Below are 22,947 nucleotides of genomic sequence, written 5' to 3'. Positions count from 1 at the left end.
ATTCATTCATGATTACAGAGTAATAATAAAGCATGTAGACCTTCTTTTATTTCTGCTAGTGAAGCATACGCATACGACAGTCTTATATGGTGAGAATCACCTGAATGATAGATATAACCTGGGTTAATTAAAATATTTTGATTGAGAAGGTTTAGAAATAGTGCTTTGTTTACGATAGGTTTATTAAACCTTAACCAAATGTAAAAGCCACCCTCTGACTTATTCCACGTAGCAATCTTTCTAAATTGCTTTTCTAGTATATTTTCAATAAATGCCGCTCTGTTCTTTAGTTGTTCACGAAGATTTTTTAAGTGATTTTCGTATAAACCAGTTGATATCCAATGTGCGACAATCTCTTGAGAAAGAGCACTTGAACCATAATCCGTTTGCATTTTTATATCAGCTAGCCGTTCAACCACAGGTGAAGGTGCGACAATCCATCCAATACGTAACCCAGGACTTAATGTTTTCGACACACTACCAAGATACAGTACTTGTCCTGACTTGTCTAAAGACTTTAAGGTAGGTAAAGGATGATCAAATAGTAATTCATGATATACATCGTCTTCAATAATAGGAATCTGTAACTCTTTGCATATATTGTATAGATTTTTCTTTTCCTCCAACAACCAATTAACTCCAGTAGGATTATTTAATGTCGGAACACAATAAAATATAGATTGTTTTTTCCTCTTAAAAACTTTTAAGTTCTCAGCTAATTTCGGGTGATTACGCATTACCGTATGCATACGCATGCCAGCAGATTGAAAAGGATGAATAGAACTTAAATAAGATGGCTCTTCATGGAAAATCACAGAGCCTTCTTCTAATAATCCAATGGCAATTAGTTGAAGCGCCTGAAGGGCGCCAGAAACAATTAGAATGTTCTCTGGTTCCGAATGAATACCTCTTCTTTTCAGATAGTCACATAATACTCTTCTAAGTCTTTCATTTCCTTTTGGTGATGAATAACCGATAGATTTTGCATCAAGGGTGATTTCTTTTAATGACTGTTCAAGTTGTTTTGTTGGGAGTAATTCCGGTGATAATTCACCTGTTCCAAGGCGAATGATATGATTATATTGCTCGTATTTATTGATAAGTTGAATAGTATGGTCATTTGCTCTATGGATACTTGATTCAATATGCTTTTTCCAATTCGGTTGAGTTTTATTTAAAAGTACATTCCAAGAAGTATGAGTTACAAATACACCTGATCCTAATTTTGATTGAAGTAAACCATCTGCCTTCAGTTCATCAAGAGCAAGTTGAACTGTACTTCTATTGACATTAAATTGTATCGCTAGTTGACGCTGTATGGGGATTTTTGTTCCAACCGCTCAATCTCCACTTTCTATACGAAATTTCATCCAATCTACAATTTGTTCGTGAAAAGTTAAATGAGAATCACTATTCGGTTTCCATTTCAAGATAATCCCCCCTTAAATTGGGTGGATAAAAAACCATCCAATTGGTTGTTTTCTTTCAGTTTTATCATAGTACGATAGTAATTGAAAGAGAGTTGATTTGAATGGAACCTATTCTGCACGGATTAATTTTGGCATTCGGACTTATTTTACCTTTAGGGGTACAGAATGTCTTTGTATTTTCTCAAGGAGCAACGCAACTTAGATTGGCTCAGGCACTTCCAGCCACGATAACAGCTGCAATCTCTGATACACTTTTAATCTTATTATCTGTATTTGGTTTATCAATGATTGTCCTTCAATTTGAATGGTTACGAGTAATTTTAATGATTACCGGTATCTTATTTTTATTGTATATGGGATCTGTCATTTGGAAATCCGAAACGACAAAAAAAACGAATAAGGCTTTACCTATTCGTCAACAAATTATCTTTGCTTTATCTGTTTCTTTTTTAAACCCTCACGCCATCTTAGATATAGTCGGTGTTATTGGGGTAAGTGCAATAAAATATGCTGGAAAAGAACAATTTCTTTTTACTATTACTTGTATTACAGTATCTTGGATTTGGTTCTTTGGGCTAATGATCGCAGGAGCATTTGTGAAAAAGTTAGATGGCAAAAGAAATGTATTGCAATTATTTAATAAATTCTCTGCTATCTTTATCTGGGGTACAGCCATTTATATTTTTCTTGATTTATTGTAATATCCTTGGAATTATCATTTCATATGTATTAAAACTATCAAAAAGCGAAAGCCTTCTGTCTAGATGCAAGGGAGGAGGCTTAAAAGGTAAGATTTCTTTTTTTAAAAAAGTAGTTTATTCTTTCACTTCAAATGTATTTTTTTCTATACATATCGCTGCTGCAGACGTTTTTATAATGATATCAAAATCCTGACTGTATGGATGCATAAACACTTCGTACTGTATCCTTCGTTCTTCATGGGATTGCCTTAAATAATTGAGATCTGCTCCCCTTTCAACGATGTCCCGATTCGACCTCCTTAATAATTCAGTTTCACCATCTGTATAGAAATAAATTTTCAAGTCAAATAAATCAGGATGAATAAATGCTACACTCATTCCCTCAACAATCGTTACTTTATTCCTCGAGGAAATTAATTCGCTTTTCATATAATGTGTATGCATTGTGTATAAATCTAAACCATCTCTAATCATCTGAACATCTCTTTCTAAAGATAACAAATGATGCGCTGATGGGTGGCAAGCTGTCATTTTATAACGATGATTTTCGTTTTGATATGTATAGTTAATCATTGCATGTTTTCGTATATTCGAGCTAACAATATACGGGTCTGTATTTATATAATTCACTCCATCTTGATTTAATACATTTATAAGCTTATTGGCAAACGTTGTTTTTCCAGCAGCACCATGTCCGGAAATACCAATAATAAGCTTTTTATCCGTTATTGTAATCCAATTTAGGATGTCTTGTATTAACTTATCCATCAATCTCCCCCGTCACTAGATTTGCTTTTTTCAACTTACTTTTTAAGATGTCTATACTTCTAATGATGAGTGCTATATTCTCCACTTAATTCGAATCAAATGCTTCCCGATAAAACTCCCTTAACTCCGCTCCGTTATCCGGCCATTCGGGCAGCTGTTCGTTAGCCAACATAACCAATGCATCAAGACAGCGATGCCATCCTGCTGCTGTTGCCGCTGCCCAAGACCGGTCATCAAACGTATGTTGAAAATTCATTCGGCACCCGTCATCGGTATTTTGAAACTCGATTCTTAGCAAATCAGCGCCTTCATGAAAGGCAAAGACGACAGGTGGTTGGTATTCAGTAATTATGCCTTCGTACTTCGTCCCCTCGCCATCATCAAAAGCTATTTTGCCACCTTCATTAAGATCCATCTCTCCAGTTGCAAACGGATACCACTTGGTAAAGTAATCAGGATCTGTTACGTAGCGGAAAACACTCTCTGGTTTATGGGTAAATAAACGTTCAAATTGCAAAACATAGCGACCATTCACTTCATATAACTTTCCGTATTTAGTCATCTTTTTCTCCTTTACATTTTTATTCCTTATTAAGGTTAACAAAAAGTTTCATCTTAAACTATGCCCGTTTGCGAAATAAAATTTCCGATAAAAAACCTCTCTGGACCATCATATCCAAAGGGTAGAAACATCGCAATTTATGCTGATTTGGAGTAAGTTTGATCAAAATTAAATATGACGAATATGCTTCAAATAGTTTATTAACCTGCATCTAGCTGTTTTCTAGGTGCAAACGTATAACTATCTCACACTTTTAACTAAAATCATTATAACCCTTAGTTAATAATTACTAACATAAATGTGTTGTCTAAATTGATAAAATGATGAAAATCCCTACCTACTCATGGTCGGGATTTTCATCATCTTGTCTTCACTTTTTGTCATATAATTCATTTAAACGTTTTCGAAGGAACAGAGACGAGACTGTGAACACCACACAAGCTACTGCTGAGCCAACAGCAAATGTCAGCTCAAAGTTTCCTATTGGTGATTTGAATAATAGAGGGACTGAGATTATTAAAGCAGCACCACTAATGCCCAATCCCAAAATAGACATCGCTAAAATTTTATTCATAGAAACACCCACCTATTCTAGGGTAATTAAAGTAATCTACTACTCCAGCAATCCCAACAGGTCCGCTACTTTTACACCATCGGTTAAATCTCAGAAGGCTTCTGCAAGCAAATCTTCATCTGACATATTAGGAACCCCGGTATACTCGGATGTAACAAGCGAATCATCCAAATTTGTCTCAACCTGGAAGTTGACTATCTCATTCTTAGTCACTACTGCATTACAGTACCATCCTCATCGATGAAAAGGGTATGTTACTAGGGAGACTATAATCCCCATGTACAGGAACTGTAAGCACATATTACTTAATGAGGAACTATTAGATTCAGTCGAGATTATTATTAAGAGGTCTTTAATCCCTTTGGTAATTCCCCAAAAAGAAATGCAAATGTGCTTACAGACAGTGGTTTTTTATAAAAAATTCACCTTTTATTTAACGGAGTTGGGCTATTACTTTATTTTCACATTAGCCTCTGCACTGATAGAGGCTGGATAATCAAGCAATTCAAGTTTAACAGGTCCTAAGTCAGTTGCTTCAGATGGGAAAGGAACGGAATACAATACATAGTCGTCGACATAAGAATAGGAGATACCATATGGTTCATGCTTACCTATTACATTTCCATCTGCATCTATTGCATGCGTAAAAATTGCTGATTTGAATTGATTCGGATTCGTATCTAATTTAATGGACATCTCGCCTTGCTCTATCTCTACATCTGTTAATTTCCCGTCTTTCGGTGCCTTAAGTATTTTCTTTTTTATCGGGTCTACTTCAACAGTGAGCTCTTCCTTATCAAGCGCACGAATTGAATTGAAACGCAAATATAATTCTTTAGGATTAGTAAAGTAGTTGCTCTGTAAATAAATGATTGTTTCGTTCTCATTGATTTGTGTAGTCTCTATTACACTTGTATTCCATGTTTCTCCTTTCTCATCTATTAGATGCAAGTCATTAATACCAAATATCTTTTTACTATTTTGCGAATTATAATATACATGTACAGCTGTTTGAGAAGGATACATTGTTACGTCCTTGATAGTTAATTGCTGTCCTTCAATTTCTAATGTTTTATCCACATTATACACTTTCTTTCCAACAATTTTACCTTTATCTAAAGTAAAGGGAATTTCCCAAACTCCGTCTAGAAGTTTCTTATCTTTAGAAAGCTGAGTTGAAAGAATTAGTTCATTTGGCAGATTATCCCCTTCTTTTAAAGGAACCCTGATTTCCAGCAAAGAATCCGGATTATCATTCCAATATTCACCAACTATATGATAAGGCAATACCTCTCCTTTTTCATTAAGCAATTGAAAGCTTTCTGGAGTAATAACTACGTCTTCTTCATCTGATTGATATTCATAAAAAATGATCAATGATTTTTCATCATGAATAATTGAATTCAAAGTAAACTCTATACCTTTGTTATTCACACTTGAATCCACTTTTTGTATGTAATTATTTTCAACAGCTGCAAGTAGCCCTTTGTCATATCGGACAAAATCAACAATTTTCCCCATACCAGGTACATTTGACATGTAATATGCAACGGGTTCGGATACATTAACAGATGTAATAAACGAAAGCCCTAAAATACATGCAGCAGTGAATGTCTTAATGGGCAGCTGCACTCTCTTTTTCTTTTTCTCTGCCTTTGCTTGCTGTATCCCCCTTAGAATTGCCTGGTCAGAGCGATCGTCAGAAATGGATAGATCCTTCATTATTTTTTTTGATTCAGCCAATTCACTTTCTTCTCTTTCAAACATTTAGCCCACCCCCCTTATTTAATTGAACCTGAAGTGCTTTTAGGCCTTTGTATAGCCAGGTTTTAATGGTACTCTCCGACTTTTCGAGAATTTCGGCAATATCTTTTATCTTTAAATCGTTATAATACTTTAAAATAATGACTTCTCGAAAACGCGCATCTATTTTTAGTAATGCTTCCTCTATTTCTAACGTCTGGTTGTCATTCTTCGTTACCATTAAATTATCAATATACTTAGGATCTGCGATTCTTTTTCTTTTACGAATTTGATCATGGCAGTAATTAAGCATAATCCGGATAACCCATGTTGAGAAGTATTCTGCATGTTTCAATTTATTCAATGAAAGATAAGCCCTAAAAGTTACTTCCTGCAATGCTTCTAAGGCCTCCTCCTCATTATGTAAGTAACCCAAGGCTATTTTTAATAGTCTACTTTTATGGATTTGGATTAATTCGTAGAAAGCATCATCATCTCCCTTTCTTGCTCTATTGACTAGGTTTTTCACTTCCAAGCGCGCTTCCCCCTTTTCTCTTTCTAGTTATTAGACATAACAAAGAAACAAAAAGTCTTAAGTTTTTACTTTCTGCAAATTTTTTTGGTATTGATAATCGAATAATCTATTCCTAAGGTGTACCCGTTGTAAAAGTCCTTTTTAAAAAACAAGTAATTCAGTAATCTAGTTTATACTTATAAAAATTGTATAGATTTTTTGAATGCTGCTTCTCCTTGATATTGTAAATGTATAATCCAACAATGATAAGATTTTTTCTATTACTATTTTGTATTTTAGAAAACTTAACCATAAAAAAACTGCTCCCCATTTGTTAGATCATGTCTAACAAATGGGGTGCATATCAGAATTTTAAAAACGGTATCACTCTTATTTAAATTTTATACAAGTTCTTGTAGCCTTGGAATAAAGTTTGATCAAAAGTACCTCACAAAGCCACATTTTGGGCAAAAGATCGTCACTTAACCATAATCCTACTTTTCCACTAATGGATTGATAGTTTTATGATTAGGTACGAGTCTCCCCTTGTGCTAGATTTTGTTCTTGCTAAAAAATTTCAATACTCATAAATCTTGGACATACTAATTCTAGTACTCTAAAAAAGGACAGCTGTACAAATTCAAAAAGAATTCATCCATTCACTGTTTGGACTAATTGCTTAGGATTAGGAGTCAATAGAAATCTTTCGCTTTTATATTTTCTTCAAGAATTTGCACCAGATCCCTACCAGCAAAACCACCAGTTCCAATTTTAAAAACAATCTTTTTCAAAATACACGTAAGTTGTTCAATTACGCTTTTGATTAACTAATTTTTTCTTCCTTTATTTTCACATCATTAACGATAGGTAAATTCTCTTTATTTTTCCCAATCAACAACATATATAATACGGTACCAATACCAATTCCCCATGCAGCTCCTAAAGTGGCGCATAACACACCTATCATTAGCACTAATCCACGCGAAATATTATTTGTAACCATTGACATCGCTATATACGCACAAGCAAATCCAGTGAGTAGGATGGTTACCGATAGGGCAACTGGAAATAGCGGAGCAATAATACCCATGACTGGTAAAAGTAAACCTAGTGGAATCGCTAGTAGGTAGAAGTTTGCTACACCAGAGAAAATAGAATCCATTACATGACGACCCTTTTTATAACGTTGGATTAAGAAAACTTGTACCCCCGTCCAAATTGGTCCATGTAGCCACGGCATTGGTCCTGCTGTTAAAATTTGTGCTAAGTTACGGAATGCTAGTACGAAGTGACTACGATTCATATTAATATCTATTTTTTCATCTTTTCTTGCTTCTTCCGCGTCTTTTAACAATGTTTGAGCAACAAGTAAATCACCAAACACTAAAATATAAAACATAAACCCAATTGGAATCACAGACACAATCATTTCCCAAGGTGGTAAACCAACTGACCAGATGGATAATGTAGAAAACACTTCACCAATAGGAGGAACAAAAATTCCCCACTGAAGATCAAACGTAACTTCACCTGTAGAGAAACCTACAACACCAGCTAGTGCAAATGCAATTAATAATGCATTTGATCCCGCTATGGCCTTTGCCTTTGTATCTGGTAATCTAGCAAATGGAATAGAGAACATTAATAGAAGGACGATTACCCAAGCTGTCACTAACGTAATCGGCATCGTTGGTAAACGACCAAGCTCACTTTGAAATGCTGCAATCGCTGCCCCCATAATAATCCCCGCTTTTAGGGACGCAGGAATTACATTATTAAACTTTTCTCCCAATCTAGTTATACCAAAGAACAAGAATAATACGATCACTACAATGGATATTGCGATCATACCATGAATCGCTTCAATACCAGGTGTAAGCGTATTCAAATAAACGATGGTTAAGGGAAGCGCTGGTGTAATTGCACCAGCAGCATATATGTCACCAAATAAAACGGTTTGAGCGATGACCCAAACTAGGAACACTAAACTTACTGTCCATGCTACTTCTAAAGAGATGTCAAAATATTTCATCGCAAGGGGAGTTATCGACCCACATGTGGCTAGTAGTAATAAACCGCCTTGAAGATGCTGACTTGGTGTTATTTCGAGATGAACTCCTGGAATCCTCATTGTAAAGGGACCCCATTTAAACCCAGGATGAATTTCTCCGTCTTTCCGCTTTATAAGCATAATTATTACCTCCTTTATAACTAAATGAAAACGCTTAAATAATTTAGGTTAGTCAGTACAACTTAAGAAGCATGTCCCTTACTCTAAGTGACAACGGAGGATTTTCATTGAATTCTAACATCTATTACGAACTCCCCCTGCAAATCGAATGAATTGTCCGGTATGTAAAAAACCTTATCTTAATTTATCCTGTTGAATAAAATATTGACTTTTCCGGTATACCATCGCTTCCATTGTTGCGATTAGTTCATTCTCACTTTGGACATCGATTTTGTACCAAGCAAGTTTATGATTTTTCTTTACTTCTTTTGCATTTCCCGTTAATGTCTTACCACGTTTGCCAGCTGATATAAAGTTAACATTGGTTGTGACGCCCACTGCTGTTTTGCCATATGAGTTGCTTGCAGCGGCGAATACGTAGTCAGCAAGTGAAAAGATAATGGCCCCATGAACCATTCCATGTGAATTAAGCATGCGGTCGTCCGGAATTAATTCGGCTTCCGCTGTGCCAGGTCCGAGTTTTGTCAGTTTCATACCGAGAAAGGACGCAAGAGGTTCGTCTTTTAAAAATTGCTTAATTTCATCGTAATGCAAATCATGAATGGTCTCATCATTTAATTGAATCGTCATGGATTGAATTCCCCTTTTTTAAAGTTTTTTCATTTAAGCCAAACAATAGAACGTTGAACGCTCCGGCTACATTAATTTATTTCCCATCAATTTTGCAAAGTATAACCGGCAAGGTGGCCTGCCGTGATAGTTGAAAGAGGTAGAACAAAATAATCAGTTGGACGAAAATAATAAATCGGGATAATAAAGGATTTTATGAAGTACATGATTTAAATCTTCTTTTTCAACCAATTGATAATAGAGCTTCTTCTGCATATTCTTCAGCTAAATAGATTTTACTTTTTTTCCATAAATCACCCTCCCTAAAATTAATAGAACGTTTTTAAAACGTTAGTGTTGTAAGGTGATATACATAACCATCGTTAAAACTATAATAGACATATAATTAAGCAAATTTAAAATTTACAAATTATTAATCTCCTTCTTCCGTAATAACAAGGAAAGATGGACGGTTTGCATTGTATTGAATAATTTTAAAAATCAAAATTGCGCAACATTTGGTTATAGTATAACATTAAATGAACGGTTGTTGAAAAAATGAAACATATTTGCGAAGTTTTTTCTATTCAGTATGGTGGGGTGAAATTTCCGAAACCATTTGTTTAACAGGTAAAAATGGATAGAGTGAATTGATTTCAAGTGTATTTTCATCAGAATTCAAATTGCCTGCACTTTTTCTTTGGATATTATAAAGTAAAGGTAGTTTCTTCGATTATACCTTTCGTAATGTATATACGATCACGGTCTAGAGAGATTTGATATTTCCCATGTTTTAGAAATGTCCGCACGATACCGATAATAACAGAAGCAATGACGAGTACAATGATGATGTTCGTCAACATCCATCCAGAGCTCTTGATACTAATAAAAATCCCTTCGGCTTCTTCTTCCACATGAAAAATTTCATTAACTTTAAAATAAATAGAATTAGATGAATAAGAACTAAAAAGCTTAGTGATGTTAATTCATCGCGGTAAAGAAAAGGCAGACATATATTTTTAAAAATCAAAAGAGGACCTGCTTAAACAGATCCTCCTTTTATCTATTGTTCGAATATCGTATCAAAAACGATATTAATATTATGAACGAATACTATACGATGTATGTTTATATATTGTCCTGCCTATACATATTCGTGATATTCATTTGGGTCCTGCCCTTCTACACGACCGGCTTCTCCTTTATCCAATGAATCAATTGTTTCAATATCCTCAGGTGCTAATTCAAAGTTGGTACTATTGAAATTATCTTTTTGATGCACGGGATTACTTGATTTTGGTATAGAAAATACGTCTGCTTGATAATTCCAATTTAAAATAATCTGCGCCGGGCTTTTATCGTACTTATCCGCAATTTCTTTAATTGTGTTATTTTTTAGCACGTCATTCAGATAACCTCTACCAAAAGGGCTCCAAGATTCAGTAAGAATGCCCCGTTTTTTATTTTCTTCTACCATGCGGTTATTATTAAAATACGGATGACGCTCCACCTGGTTTGTAGCAGGTGTCACACCTGTTGCTTCGATAATGTCGTCCAGATGTTCTGGTTCAAAGTTTGAAACGCCAATGGTTCTGATTAACCCTTGTTTTTGAGCATCCACTAAAGCCTTCCAAGCTTCTACATACTTGCCATCCTTAGGGTTCGGCCAATGAATTAAATACTTGTCAAAATATTTTAATCCAGTGCGGCGTAGAGATTCTTGAATAAAGATAAATGCCTTGTCATATTCATGGTAAGCACCGGGCAATTTCGTACTAATCAAAATTTCCTCTCTAGGCAGTGCGGACCGACGCACAGCTTCACCGACAATCCCTTCATTGTCGTAGTTTGTTGACGTATCGATTAAGCGATATCCTATATTCAAGGCGTTTAAAATTTCAAACGTACCCTGATCCCCGTTAATACCGATTGTGCCTAATCCCACAAAAGGAAGTTCTGTACCATCATTTAGAGTAAAACCATTATTATTTGAAGTCAAAACCTCATCTCCTTTTAAAAATTTTGCAATGTAAGTTGAGATTGGAAATAACTATTTCCATGATGTCTATAATTACAATACCCGATTTAAAAAAATCCTACACCAACGAATTGATTGCTATGCCTTTGTGACTTTCTTGGTTTCTCACCAAACCCCCTCCATCCTTTCTCCCCCACGATCCATCCCCTCATTTACGCCTGAAGGCAATGTTATTAGCTCTTCCCGAAAGCCCATTTTCGACCTCTTTTTTACGTTCTGGCTTGTATCGAATAAGGACAATGTTAAATAGATGTTCTCTGAATGGGAACAGAAATAGGAAAAAAACATGAGCAATGAGAATAAAAAGTATCTTTCCCAGCACTCTTATTGCTTCTATCTCGTTTTCTTAGAACTGTATAGAAACAATACGACAAACAAACGAACACACTATAACTCTTATCAGACAAGGTTTTTAGGGAAATATTGGCCAAAGAAAAGGACTGAACCCTATTGGATTCAGCCCGGATTTGTATTGAGATTTTGAATAACCTTAGATGATTGTCTGCCTATTCGTGTTTCCCCCGCTCTTCCCCCGACTCCTTTACCGTTAGGATACCAACTTAGTTCCATAAGAGAAGAACAAGGTTACGTGAGAACCAAGAGAGTTAAAGGAGACAAATTCTGTATAGAGATAATAAAGACGTTTAATTTTGAAATGAAAAACAAGAACCTTACTACGATTTATTGTAGTAAGGATTTTTTAACGTTTATCAATATAATTATTCTTATCCTCGAATTTGATAATAAAGTTGTTTGATACGTTTAATCTAAAGCACATGTTACTTTAAGTACATTAATTTACAATCTTTTTCTAAGAACATAGTTCAGAATTGAAACTAAATTAGATTAAAAAGGACACCCCTATACAGGTGTCGACAGTCTATTGAGAAAATTATATAAAGACGTAAATCTTTTCCACCCTACCTAGAAAACAAACCAGACCCTTCAATAATCTCTTCGCTCGAAAGTAAAGTTGCTTCATAAATCGATATATTTTTATTTTTCAAAAATGATTGAACAACCTCATAACCAACTGCATATCCCGCACAAAATGAAAGCCCTACAGGTTGATACCCTTCTTGACGAGCAAAGTCATCGCCATACATATAACTACTTACTTCAGCAAACCCTTTTACATCTAGGGCCTCTCCTATAACATGGATAGAATACGTTAAATCATCTTGATCCATGCTAGTTACCCATGGTCCAAGCAATTCTTTTCCATATAACTCCTGTGCAAATGACTCAGCTAACCCTTCTATCACGATATAATCTCCAACTGTTATATCACCGTGGTTCCACTCAAAATAGGAAAAACGAATATTATGGTGAACCTCATGAGCAATTACGGCAGGGATTCTTGGCACATTATAAGGATTTGGGGAAATGTTGACAGTAATATATCCAGGTATCCCTCCGAAACCTGCGTAGCCATTCGCATGGTTTAACTTAATAGAATCTGCCAAATAAAACCCAAAGGTTAATTCTTCTGCATTGACTTTGAGACCTGCATTCTCTGCTCTTACAAAACAAGTGTTCAGGGTATTCTCAGCTAAAGTATACACATCATTTTCTCGTAAAACTTTTAAGCCTTCTCGTATTTGTTTATCATCAGTAATATCAACATACCCTAACATACTTGTAGCCATTAATACATCATAACCATTCACCTCTTTAGCCTTAATCGGGACATTTAAGAAACTCCACATCTGATGAAATGGCTTCATCATCGTATACCGAAAGTAATCATTTCTCTTTTCAACATCTTCTATTCTAAGTAGTTCCTCATATTGCTCCAAAGATTGCATGATTTTATAGTTCATTTTTTTTCAACTCCCTTGTTAAATCTAGTACGTATCTAACAATAAAGTATTACGTCGCGTCAATGTCAAATACCAAGTTTGATTAAAAATCCCTCGAAAACCCTTATTTATATTAAATAAAAAGACCCCGTTTTGAAAAAGGTTGATTAAAACGGGATTTATTCTTTGTGAAACATTATATATTTTTTTAAAATTTGATTATTTTCTACCTCTTATACTAATTACTCTTTCATAATTATTAAAAGATATAACTATTTAGAGATCTATTCTTGACTCGGTCCTCATATTTCTAACGGCTTTTTATTAATTCCTCTTGCTTAGGTTCTATCTCATTTCACTTCCTCCAAAAATCTACTGTATTACTTTCCGGTTTTATATATAGGCTCATTTAATTTAATATTTATTAGTATTAACCTATCGTAATTAGTGCAAATAACAACTAAGCCCCGTTTCAGGTATTCTAAATCTTTTGATAAAATTTGAAAAACGTAATTTATTCTCACCAGTAGTTACCCTATGTATTACTTGTCTTTCCTCTTCTTTTATATAATTTGTTGTTAAGTTACGTATAGCTACTTCTATATCTTCATTAGGCGGATACTTTAACAGTGTTCAGCACTTTCATTCTTCTATCTCGTGTTCTTTCGAACTCTATAGAAAGAGATATGAAAACCACTTGAACACGCTATGGACAAGGGATTGGAGAGGTATTGAGCAAGAGAAAAAGACTGAACCCGTATTGGATTCAGCCTGGATTTGTATTGATTTTACGATTAAAAAACGATTGAATCGGAACTACCTGCTGCACTTCCCACTTCCTTTACCGTTTGGATACCAACTATTTAGCAGTAGGTACCGACTTTTTAGCAGAGAGAAGTGGAAAGTAACAGGGAGATAAATTCTGTAGCTTTGAAATAAAGTTTGAGCAAAAAGATCTCGCAAATCCTTATTTTACGATAAATAAGAAGAATCCATTTGAAAAAAAGATTAATCAAAAAGGATTCTTCTTTAGCAGATTTAAGTTTGGTTTTTATAAAAAAGTTTGATCATTTTCTACCTGTGTTGCTCAACAATCGCGCCCGTTTGCGGAAGATTTATAATGCTTCAGTTTCATAAATTAATTCTTTTAAGTTGTCTACAGCTTGGTTTATTTTATCTTTATCCGTTGAAAGAAGGGAAACAATTTCATCAATACGTTTTTTATAGTTTATAGGTTTTATTGAAAAATCTTGAATCATGTCTACGGCCTTCTTTTCGTTGATGCAATACACCTTGTTTTTTGAAAAGATAACTTGATTCAAGCAAGAAATACTCCGAAAACAATGCCCCATCACGTATGAAATGTCGTTTTTATTCGCATTGGCTTCCATAAACATCAGGGAAAAAGAAGCTTCAAAGGAAAAGTATTGAATCATCGCTTCTTGAAATTTCTCGGGATAAGGTTCCGTTTTCTTTTTTAATTCACTTAACGTGCCTTCAGGGTCAGATAAAACATTACAAACAGCTAATTCCCCCATGTACATGGCATTCAAATAACCGTGAGGATGTCCTGTTTGATAATGAATGGATACTAGACCTGATAAACAATCGTCAATAACTTTACTGACTCGTTTAATATCACGAAAGATAAGATCTACATGATAACCCTGTATAACTAACCAGCCACCTCCATCTATCCAATCACCCCATTCACCTAAAGAAGTAATTAAATGCTCTTTTTTATCGTCATTAAGATTAAACGCTGCTTTTTCTATATCATTGGTATTAAACCCTTTTGATTCATCATAGTAAATTCCAATATCTATATCAGAATCTGGACTATGAGTTCCTCTTGCCCTAGACCCACCTAATACAACTCCTACTACACCTGGCAGTCCATCTAGTTCCTCTTTTATGTCTTGAATTATATTATCGACAGTTGCCATTATATTTCACTCCAATTTTATTCAATAATCTAGCCCTAATATGGCACACGCTTGTTCCGGAATTGCGCCCGATTGAGGAAGATCATTGCTGATTTTTAAATTTACAGAAAACCCTTCGGCAGTTGAATAATAATATTACGTGGTAGACCAAAACTGCAATTTAAAAAGGTAAGCATATGCTCACCTTTTTTTCAATGAGAAGTAGATTTTATTTTACTTATTACTTATATCAAAGAAGGTGTTCTTAATGAGTTTTTAAAATGAAAATTATTTGAACTTATTAAGAATACCTTTCTAACTATAAAAAGTAAAATATGAAACAAGCGAATAAGGATATTCAAAGTACATCCCTCCACATTGAGTTTAGTGTTTTAACAACACTACAGTTAATTTTCACGAACCTACCTAAGATTATTAATAATACTTTTAAAACATTATTAAATCCTTTTATAACGGGTTAATACAATTCTTATAAATAAGCCAATGCTTATTCCTGGAATCTAAAACAGCATAGGTAAAAAAACAGGTCCGAGTAGTACCCCAAATATTTTTAAAGTTGAGGAATAGATTAATCCTACAGTTACGAAATAAGCACTAAAGACAAACGGGAGAAATGAATAAGATTTTGTTCCTCCTCCTTCATCTTTAAGGGCATCACATATTGCAAAAAAATATAAACACGGATAAAACATTAACCATTGATAATCAGTTTCTTGAATCGCTGTTGAAATGTCCCCTTGAAAACTAGAGATAATCGCTACATTAAAATTCGCTTGTATATTGATTAGAAATTCTAAGACTAATAACACGATACCCTTTACATATTTACCGTTTAAATAATTGACCTAAGCTTGAAGAGCAATGCTCCAAAGCAATTTCCATTTCATTCTCATTACCTCCTACATTTCAAATTGTTATTAGAATGAAGGCTAATTATTCCATAGTATCTTTTTTCTTTGTTAATTGGTCCTTATCTTTTGTGGTAGGCGGTTGCTCCATCCATGCATTACTGATCATTAGATCGGCTCCATCCTTAGTATACTGAGCAATTTCTAATGACTGGCGTTCATAATTTAAGATGAGGTCACTTCTTTGACTTGCAGCTGCTGCGGTTGCATAATTTCCTGTTCCTGCTGCACTCATAAATGCCATATGAAACATCGTTAACTTATCTGAAAATGGTGGAGTGGTGGAATCAGTAATCGCAACATCTGATGAAACAGGTGGCTGAATATCGTTACCAAGAAGTGTTTGTGTAAATACTTGTACGTGTTTTTTTGAAATATCCCTTCCTCTTAGCATCCATTGTTGAATCTTTTCTCTTGGTGATGTTTGGGCAAAACTAATGGCTAACTTTGCCCCCATAATATTGGTTTGAATGTTTAAAAATAAATGAGATATTTCAACTGCATTTAGTGGTCTTTTGTTAGAAAATGGATTTAACCCACTTAAATATTTTTTATTGTCTATATAGTCTGTTTTACTTGGATAGGCAATATATGGCGCTCTAACAAATAATCCTTTTGAAAGAGCAATTTTTGAACTGCGCTCATACAATTCTGATGTTTCATTAAGACCTTCTCTATAATAGGCCCTTATATCATCTCTAGCACTCATAGAAACAAATCCACTGTAACCGAGCATTCCAATCTTAGCCATATGGTTGATATAGGTTAGCATAAAAGGGTCTGTATAGAGACGAGGTGCGTTCATATTCACATCATCATCATAAGTAAATCCTGTCGGCGTTGGAATCTGTTCCTCTTGAAATATGGTTGTTAGCTTTTCTATATGAGTAGATGAAAGGTCATAAGAAAATTGGACAATAGACCTAATTTCTTCATCTTCAACATGTTCTAAAAAATAACCTAAAACACATTTGGACATACTATCTTGAGTATAGCTAGTCCAAATTGAAGCAATTTCAGAAGCAGTTAGTTTAGTGTGATGTTCAGTCATATTGCATTACCTCCAAAGAATATTTTTATGGCATAGATTTATTCTTTGTAAGTAACCGTATATTATGACAAAGCTAAGGAGCATTATCCTTGGCTTTTTTATTCAGTTAACCTACATATATTAGTTTAAGAACAAACTTCACAACCTCTTCTCACTATGATTATAAATCCATTTTTCTTTAGGCTACTCCACAATATGGCCCGATTGTTGAATATCGTCATGTTATTTTTTACCATAAAATCCCTCTTCGGACAATGCATATTCAAAGGGGTAAATCTTCGCATCTTTTTTATAAATATCGCAACTTTGTTTTAAACATCGCATCTTTTTTACAAACGTCGCGATTTTATTTTAAATCCACACCTAGTCCTCCTTATTATTCTTGATTTTGTTCGTCAACGCTCGGATAGGGTCCCTCATATTGTCCGAAATTATATATTTTTTTATAAATGCCTTCTTTGTTTGAGAAGTCCATTTCTAGCAAAGATGATGCTTTAACCATCCAATAAATAGACGGCTGACTATAATTTTCACCTGGTAATCGTTCGTTGAATAATCGAATTTGATAAGTAAATTGTCTTTCAAGTCCTTTATCTCTCAATTGTTCTTCCGTTAAAATCAAATTACTTTCTTTCAGATAATGAATAAAGTCTATCATTTCCATTCTCATATCTACATTATTATCAATGACTAAATCAAAGTTAAATTGATTGTTGAAAAAAACCACTTCTTCTTTTCCATCTATTTCATAATTAAACCCACGCTTTTCATTATCTGGTTCAAAAATATGCTTCATTAAATCTATTTTTGTTTTCGTATCCTCATAATAATAACGGTCTTTTCCGTATATCGTTTCTACCGCTTCCAGTATCGTTTCCGCTTTCGGCATCGCTTCGATATCATGCCAGTGATACGCTGTTATCACTCTACCGTCTTCGGTTTCCCCTTCAATTGATTTTGTATCAGGTTTGATTTCTTTACTTTCGGTATTTTCAGGTTGGGACACTTCGGTGACGACTTCTTCACCCGCTTCTACTTTCTTTTTTTTTCCTTCCTCATCTCCGCACCCCGTTAACAAAAATAAAGCAACTGTAATAAATATAGCTTTTTTCACTTTTCTAATCCCCTTATCCTTTTAATCTACCTATCTGTTTTTAATTTCATTATAGCTTAAAGGTCTAATTAAAAAGGATAATTTCTTGACAAATAAATATACAGCACCCATACATTTTAGTAGACATAACTGCTTATTATCGGCAATTGCAAAAAGCCAGAACCCTTGTGGGAACTGGCTTTTCGTTTGCGCTTTTGTTGGTCATGAAATATACATGTCAACAAACAGTGATAAAGCACGATTTGTTCTTTTTAAAGAATGAATGAAAACATGCATGAAAACGCTCGCCAACCTGCCTTATAAACAACCTTTTTCTTAAGAAAAATACCACCTTAAGGTGGCGGTCCTTAACGAAAGGATTGCTGTTTATTTTGCTTTTTTCGCTTTCTTTGGCTTCAAAGGAATACCATGTTTTTTACTATTCTCACGTATTTTTTTCGCTAACTCTTCTGCTTCTTTTTTGGTCAATTCCATTTCGGTTGTTCCTCCCTAAATCTCTTTTACTAAAAGTTTGGTCAACAATGAATCTTTTTAAACATACCTCCTCTCTATCTCTCATATACATGAAATAAATCTAGAACACTATGACACTGTTCTAAAGCAAACCAAGCGAAAAGAGGGGATTGTTTTGTTGAAAGAAGGGGAGAAAAAGAAAAGACAAACACGTTCAGATAAAAAAAAAGATATCAAACCGACGATTTCCATTGACTTAAAAAATTGTATTTATCAATTGTCTTATGTCACCAATCAACCAGTAAAAGATATTGTAGAAATCCTTTGCGAGAAAGGTTTGCAGTCGAGAAAAGTCATGGAATACTTGTCTCAATATTTCAGAAGAGATTACCAGTTTTTCAATACTACGTTCTTTGGACAACTGGAAAGGGAGTCGCTACAAAGAAAGTATCAATCGCCTAAAAATGAACGGGTCTCGGTTCGATTCACGCAATGGACGTATGAGGACATTCGCAAGCTGTCTGACGCCTTAGACGTCACACCATCCAAAGCAACCGCTTTATTACTAGATGCCAGCGTGCGGAATGCAAACTTATTGAATGCCATGGTGAAATTATTCTTGCATGAACAACTCGATCAATCACGCATGGATGAATTAAAACGTGTCATGAAGTATGTAAGTAAAAATAATCCATACAACGAAGAAATATCGTGGTTCAATTTATTGTCCTTTATTTTTGACGAAGTAAAAGACACGACCACGAATGTAAAAGTAGCCATTAATAATTGGTTGGGCAAAAAAGATTAAACTGTTCTGCAGATAAACCTTTTAAAAGAGAATTTCTGCAAAATACCCAAATTGGCATACAAGTGAATATTTATATAAAAATTTAGGAATGTTAATTTTATGGTAGTTAATTTCGTTGTACAAGGAGTAATAAAATGAAATCAAAAATTCTAATAGCTCTCTTAGGAATATATTTATTTACCCAACCTCTTGTAGGAAGCGCAAATGTTAACTCGATTAATAATGAGAATTTATATGACTCTTATTTAACTTTACTGAACCCTTATGTTTATAAAATTATAAATGAAAAAGTCGGAACCGATCGTTCCTATGATTTATTTGATGCGAAAATTATTAGTATAAAAAGAAATGTACCTGGGGAGACTCCTGAAGAAAAAGAGGTTAATAAAGGAGTATATGATTTTACCGTCAAAGTCCAATACCGAACTTTCGTTGGAGCGCATAACCCGCCTCTTGGGTTAGAAACCTTAACATTAAGAGTCACTCCCAATGGAGTGAAATTGTTAGATTTTAATCATAAAGACTTATAAAAAGTGCATAAAATAAAAAAGAAGGGCTGCCACCCTTCTAAAATATAATTAATGAGTAGTATAAGTAACTCCTGATTTTTTTCCAAACTGTGCGGCATTCGCATTGTTTGTTGTATTTTTAACTCCGAAATAAATATCGAACCAGTATGCTGAAAGATTACTTTGACAGTTTGTTTGCCCCATGTCTTCTACTAAAAAGTCATCTTTATATCCATTTACAAAACCTGGGAGAAACAGTTCTGCTCTAGTGTATATTACTGTTCCATATGGAAGTCTAGTACCCGAACTAGGACTTCCGCAAATTCTAGGATGAACAGCAGCTGTTCGATATTTTGTAGGAGTTGTCCCATGATATGTTTTGCTACCTGATGGGGCAGTATAAGCAGTTACATTTTGGTTGGTATAGGTAGCCGCTAATGTCTCACCTAAAGGAGCACTTAATAGTAATACAAAACTTAATAATCCACCAAAAATAATTTTCTTCATTTTTACACTCCCCCTTTTTCTTAATTTTCAAAAAATATTATCTATTATTCACCCCCTTTATGTTCTGTTCTTCCCGTATATTTCATTTCTGTCGCATCAAAATGTACCTCTAATTGTTCACCATCTTTTTCACCTACAACAGTTAAAAACAAAACGTTATTGTCCTTAATTAATTTAAAATGATAACCTTTGAAGAGAAAGTTCTCCTCCCCTCCAGGATTCAACGAAAAATCATTTATAGCCCTTGATACTGCTTCATCAGTATTTAAATTAATTTCTTCTTTTTTAATTATTTGGTAACCTGTTTCTGCACCATCCAATATAACTGGTTCTTCTTCAACCTCCCCTTCTCTAATCATAAGACCTATCCGTTGATCTTTAGTAGGTAATACAAAAAGAAGTTGCCAGAGTGATTTTTCTCCATTTTCTCCACTCGGTTTTTTATCATCAACACTGTTCATGTGCAGAAGTTCAGCCTTTTTATCAAGCTTACGAACATATTCTAACCCAATATTATAAGTTCCTATCAAGGTCGGTTTTTTATCTTCTATGCTATTGCCATTTGTCGTAAAAAACCTATCTTTAGTAAAGATAAAAGATGCCGATATAAATATTATTATTAGGCCTAGTGACAGGGTTCCTGCTGTAGACCGCAAAGTAACTTTGGAGAAGTAATAAAATCCTATTTTTTTAGTTCTTCAAGCTTTCTTCTATTGACTGCTCTGTATAAGGAACCTTGTGATATTCCAGTTGCCGAGACAATCTCCTTTATGGAATATTCCTCACTATCATACATCCTTAGCGCAACAGCAAGCTTTTCTTTATCCAACTTGGGTCTACCTAATGTTTTCCCACGCCTTTTACTTGCTTCAAGTCCTTCCTTTACTCTCTCAGCAATAAGGTTTCTTTCTAATTCTGCAATGACACACATCATTTGGAACATGGCTTTGCCTGTAGAGGTTCTTGTATCCATATTTTCTTTTAAAGAAATGAATTGCACCCCCATCTCTTCTAACTGTTGAATAATGTTGAGGATATCCAATGTTTTACGTCCTAAACGGGAGATGCTCTCCACTACAACTGTATCGCCTTTCCGGATGACATCAAAAAGTTGGTGAAGTCCTTTTCTATCTTTAACTGTACCAGTGAATTTCTCCTCAACTATTTTTTCACAACCATATTCATTAAGCATACCAATTTGCCGATCTAAATTTTGGTCAATAGTAGATACCCGAGCATAACCAATTATCATTTGTAACCTCCAATAAACTTGTATATTTTTATTTTACTAGAGGGGCACTTATTGTAAAGGTATTTGATAATACTTTTGGTAATTATTTTTGGTAACTGCTAATCTTAATAAAATCAAAGGGTAACAGGGCGATGGGGGGACATTACAAAAACACTGGTTTTTGGGAATGTCTATCCTATTAAGAAATTTAAGGTGCATTTTGCGTTACTAACGTATGTAACGTATTACACTTAAACAATCGTGGAAAGTTGAATAAGAATAGTTAATAAATATCGAACTCATTTAACAACTTCAAACGAACTAAAATAGAATCCACTTTGATTAATAATTCTTCAAAATGGATTCTTTATGTTAACTTAAAAAAGTTTATCGGATACTTAACATCAATGAAAGGTAAGCTGATAAGACAAATAGAATGCCCATAATAATGGATGTAGCTGCAGGAGCTTTTTTTACGAAAGAATAAATCAATAATACTAAGAACACTAAAGCAAAAAGTATCAGAGATATACTTGTTAAATTTATTCCAAGGTGAATAGTCATTTCTGGATAATATTGTCCTTGATATAAAGTAGTAAATAATTTGGATGCTCCAACACTTTTCAAAGTAGTCACAATATCATGAGGTGGTGCTTGTTGTCCTAGGGCTGCTGTTGCTGAAAAAATTAAGAGAATCAAAATACTTTCTACTCTAGCCCAAGGTTTTGGGTTGAAATCGCTATTTATTCTCAACTGCTTTCTAATGAACCAACTGTTAATTACAGCAAATAATAACAAAGGAATAATCAGCAAATGCTTAAGTAATAAAGCTTGCCCATAAGATAACATCCAAGAACTGGGATACTCTTTAATTTCAACTACAAACATCATAAGAAAAAGACCAGTAAAAATAGTTACTATAAAACAAACAATTGCAACCGGTGTATACCACCTTAAAAATGCTAGCCAATTGGAATAGTTCTTTGAAAACCAACTCACCACAAATAGTATTCCTATCCAAACACTAACAGCTGTAAAGTGTGTTGTATGCGTTATAAAACCCTTTAACGGTTCTAATGAACTGGCATGACTAGACCATCCTATAGCAAGGATTAAGATAAAACTACTTAATGCTCCAATAAAGGCATATAATCGGTTGTTTTTATAATCAAACCAAACTATAAAAATAAATAATAAAGTTGAAAAAAGGTAGATAAATATCCAGGCTTGGCCAACCTCAAAGGTAAATAATACAGATCGGACGGTTCGAGTGAAACCAATGTCTTCATACAAGTGTAAAATTAGAGTCAGAACAGGAACAAATGATAAAAATGCTACCCCTGTTGTAACTCCCATTAAAATACCTTTTGATACGTTAATTTTTGGACGGAGACTCGTAGGGATTAAATATAAAATAAAGCTTCCAAGAAGAATTGAGAAGCACAAATACAATGTAGCCTCACTAAAGATTCCTGCAATTAACATTAG

The 22,947-nt window shown here is 34.3% G+C and carries 20 protein-coding genes and 2 pseudogenes; 3 read left to right on the top strand and 19 right to left on the bottom strand.

All coding sequences use genetic code 11. The annotated features are described in order from the left end of the window. Nucleotides 1-2 precede the first annotated feature (2 nt). A pseudogene (locus LCM23_RS22965) lies at nt 3-1,430 on the bottom strand (aminotransferase-like domain-containing protein). Between the two features lie 101 nt (nt 1,431-1,531). On the opposite strand from LCM23_RS22965, the gene LCM23_RS22960 reads away from it, so the two are divergent. Beyond that, entirely contained in the window at nt 1,532-2,131 is a 600-nt protein-coding gene (locus LCM23_RS22960; RefSeq protein ID WP_224938911.1) for a LysE/ArgO family amino acid transporter, read from the top strand. 114 nt (nt 2,132-2,245) lie between these two features. On the opposite strand, the gene LCM23_RS22955 is transcribed toward LCM23_RS22960, so the two are convergent. The 14 genes and pseudogenes from LCM23_RS22955 to LCM23_RS22890 all read right to left on the bottom strand — a co-directional run bounded on the left by LCM23_RS22955 (nt 2,246) and on the right by LCM23_RS22890 (nt 17,951). Then, on the bottom strand, nt 2,246-2,899 hold the full coding sequence (locus LCM23_RS22955) for a uridine kinase family protein (protein ID WP_224938910.1): 654 nt from the start codon (nt 2,897-2,899) through the stop codon (nt 2,246-2,248). Between the two features lie 85 nt (nt 2,900-2,984). Continuing rightward, a complete protein-coding gene (locus tag LCM23_RS22950) occupies nt 2,985-3,503 on the bottom strand; it encodes an SRPBCC family protein (RefSeq protein WP_224938909.1) in 519 nt (172 codons plus the stop codon). A gap of 328 nt (nt 3,504-3,831) precedes the next feature. Next, nucleotides 3,832-4,035, bottom strand: a complete 204-nt coding sequence (locus tag LCM23_RS22945) for a hypothetical protein (RefSeq protein WP_224938908.1) — start codon at nt 4,033-4,035, stop codon at nt 3,832-3,834. Between the two features lie 450 nt (nt 4,036-4,485). Further along, nucleotides 4,486-5,802, bottom strand: a complete 1,317-nt coding sequence (locus LCM23_RS22940) for a DUF4179 domain-containing protein (RefSeq protein WP_224938907.1) — start codon at nt 5,800-5,802, stop codon at nt 4,486-4,488. Beyond that, nucleotides 5,795-6,307: a sigma-70 family RNA polymerase sigma factor gene (locus LCM23_RS22935; RefSeq protein WP_224938933.1), complete on the bottom strand. Its 513-nt coding sequence runs from the start codon at nt 6,305-6,307 to the stop codon at nt 5,795-5,797. The genes LCM23_RS22940 and LCM23_RS22935 overlap by 8 nt, the downstream gene beginning before the upstream one ends. Nucleotides 6,308-7,115: 808 nt before the next feature. Then, the gene (locus LCM23_RS22930; RefSeq protein ID WP_224938906.1) at nt 7,116-8,483 is read right to left on the bottom strand and encodes a hypothetical protein; all 1,368 of its coding nucleotides are present in this window, start codon (nt 8,481-8,483) and stop codon (nt 7,116-7,118) included. A gap of 174 nt (nt 8,484-8,657) precedes the next feature. Beyond that, nucleotides 8,658-9,113, bottom strand: coding sequence for a PaaI family thioesterase (locus tag LCM23_RS22925; RefSeq protein ID WP_224938905.1), 456 nt, complete (start codon nt 9,111-9,113; stop codon nt 8,658-8,660). A gap of 686 nt (nt 9,114-9,799) precedes the next feature. Continuing rightward, entirely contained in the window at nt 9,800-10,006 is a 207-nt protein-coding gene (locus tag LCM23_RS22920; RefSeq protein ID WP_224938904.1) for a hypothetical protein, read from the bottom strand. A gap of 230 nt (nt 10,007-10,236) precedes the next feature. Continuing rightward, entirely contained in the window at nt 10,237-11,091 is an 855-nt protein-coding gene (locus LCM23_RS22915; protein ID WP_224938903.1) for an aldo/keto reductase, read from the bottom strand. A 959-nt stretch (nt 11,092-12,050) separates the two neighbouring features. Further along, nucleotides 12,051-12,953: a DUF2268 domain-containing protein gene (locus tag LCM23_RS22910; RefSeq protein ID WP_224938902.1), complete on the bottom strand. Its 903-nt coding sequence runs from the start codon at nt 12,951-12,953 to the stop codon at nt 12,051-12,053. Nucleotides 12,954-14,047: 1,094 nt separating this feature from the next. Continuing rightward, complete coding sequence (locus tag LCM23_RS22905; RefSeq protein ID WP_224938901.1) at nt 14,048-14,878, bottom strand: nucleotidyltransferase domain-containing protein; 831 nt, start codon at nt 14,876-14,878, stop codon at nt 14,048-14,050. 500 nt (nt 14,879-15,378) lie between these two features. Then, nucleotides 15,379-15,771: pseudogene (locus LCM23_RS22900) on the bottom strand (hypothetical protein). A 40-nt stretch (nt 15,772-15,811) separates the two neighbouring features. Beyond that, on the bottom strand, nt 15,812-16,837 hold the full coding sequence (locus LCM23_RS22895) for a DUF3231 family protein (protein ID WP_224938900.1): 1,026 nt from the start codon (nt 16,835-16,837) through the stop codon (nt 15,812-15,814). Nucleotides 16,838-17,213: 376 nt separating this feature from the next. Further along, nucleotides 17,214-17,951, bottom strand: coding sequence for a membrane lipoprotein lipid attachment site-containing protein (locus LCM23_RS22890; RefSeq protein WP_224938899.1), 738 nt, complete (start codon nt 17,949-17,951; stop codon nt 17,214-17,216). Between the two features lie 628 nt (nt 17,952-18,579). Here LCM23_RS22890 and LCM23_RS22885 point away from each other — a divergent pair. Together LCM23_RS22885 and LCM23_RS22880 are read left to right on the top strand one after the other, a co-directional pair. Beyond that, entirely contained in the window at nt 18,580-19,212 is a 633-nt protein-coding gene (locus LCM23_RS22885; protein WP_224938898.1) for a hypothetical protein, read from the top strand. Between the two features lie 134 nt (nt 19,213-19,346). Then, nucleotides 19,347-19,742, top strand: coding sequence for a DUF3888 domain-containing protein (locus LCM23_RS22880; RefSeq protein WP_224938897.1), 396 nt, complete (start codon nt 19,347-19,349; stop codon nt 19,740-19,742). A 48-nt stretch (nt 19,743-19,790) separates the two neighbouring features. Here the strand turns inward: LCM23_RS22880 and LCM23_RS22875 are convergent, their stop codons facing one another. The 4 genes from LCM23_RS22875 to LCM23_RS22860 all read right to left on the bottom strand — a co-directional run bounded on the left by LCM23_RS22875 (nt 19,791) and on the right by LCM23_RS22860 (nt 22,944). Beyond that, nucleotides 19,791-20,228, bottom strand: a complete 438-nt coding sequence (locus LCM23_RS22875) for an RlpA-like double-psi beta-barrel domain-containing protein (protein ID WP_224938896.1) — start codon at nt 20,226-20,228, stop codon at nt 19,791-19,793. A gap of 44 nt (nt 20,229-20,272) precedes the next feature. Further along, nucleotides 20,273-20,884 carry a hypothetical protein gene (locus LCM23_RS22870; protein WP_224938895.1) on the bottom strand — a complete coding sequence of 204 codons (612 nt, stop codon included), beginning with the start codon at nt 20,882-20,884 and terminating at the stop codon, nt 20,273-20,275. Between the two features lie 26 nt (nt 20,885-20,910). Continuing rightward, a complete protein-coding gene (locus LCM23_RS22865; RefSeq protein ID WP_009336472.1) occupies nt 20,911-21,480 on the bottom strand; it encodes a recombinase family protein in 570 nt (189 codons plus the stop codon). Nucleotides 21,481-21,846: 366 nt separating this feature from the next. Beyond that, nucleotides 21,847-22,944 carry a copper resistance D family protein gene (locus LCM23_RS22860; RefSeq protein ID WP_224938894.1) on the bottom strand — a complete coding sequence of 366 codons (1,098 nt, stop codon included), beginning with the start codon at nt 22,942-22,944 and terminating at the stop codon, nt 21,847-21,849. Between the last annotated feature and the right edge of the window lie 3 nt (nt 22,945-22,947).

It is taken from the genome of Cytobacillus kochii, assembly GCF_020171845.1.
In the GTDB taxonomy this organism is placed as follows: domain Bacteria; phylum Bacillota; class Bacilli; order Bacillales; family Cytobacillaceae; genus Cytobacillus; species Cytobacillus kochii.
This window is presented reverse-complemented; position numbering and strand designations above follow the sequence as displayed.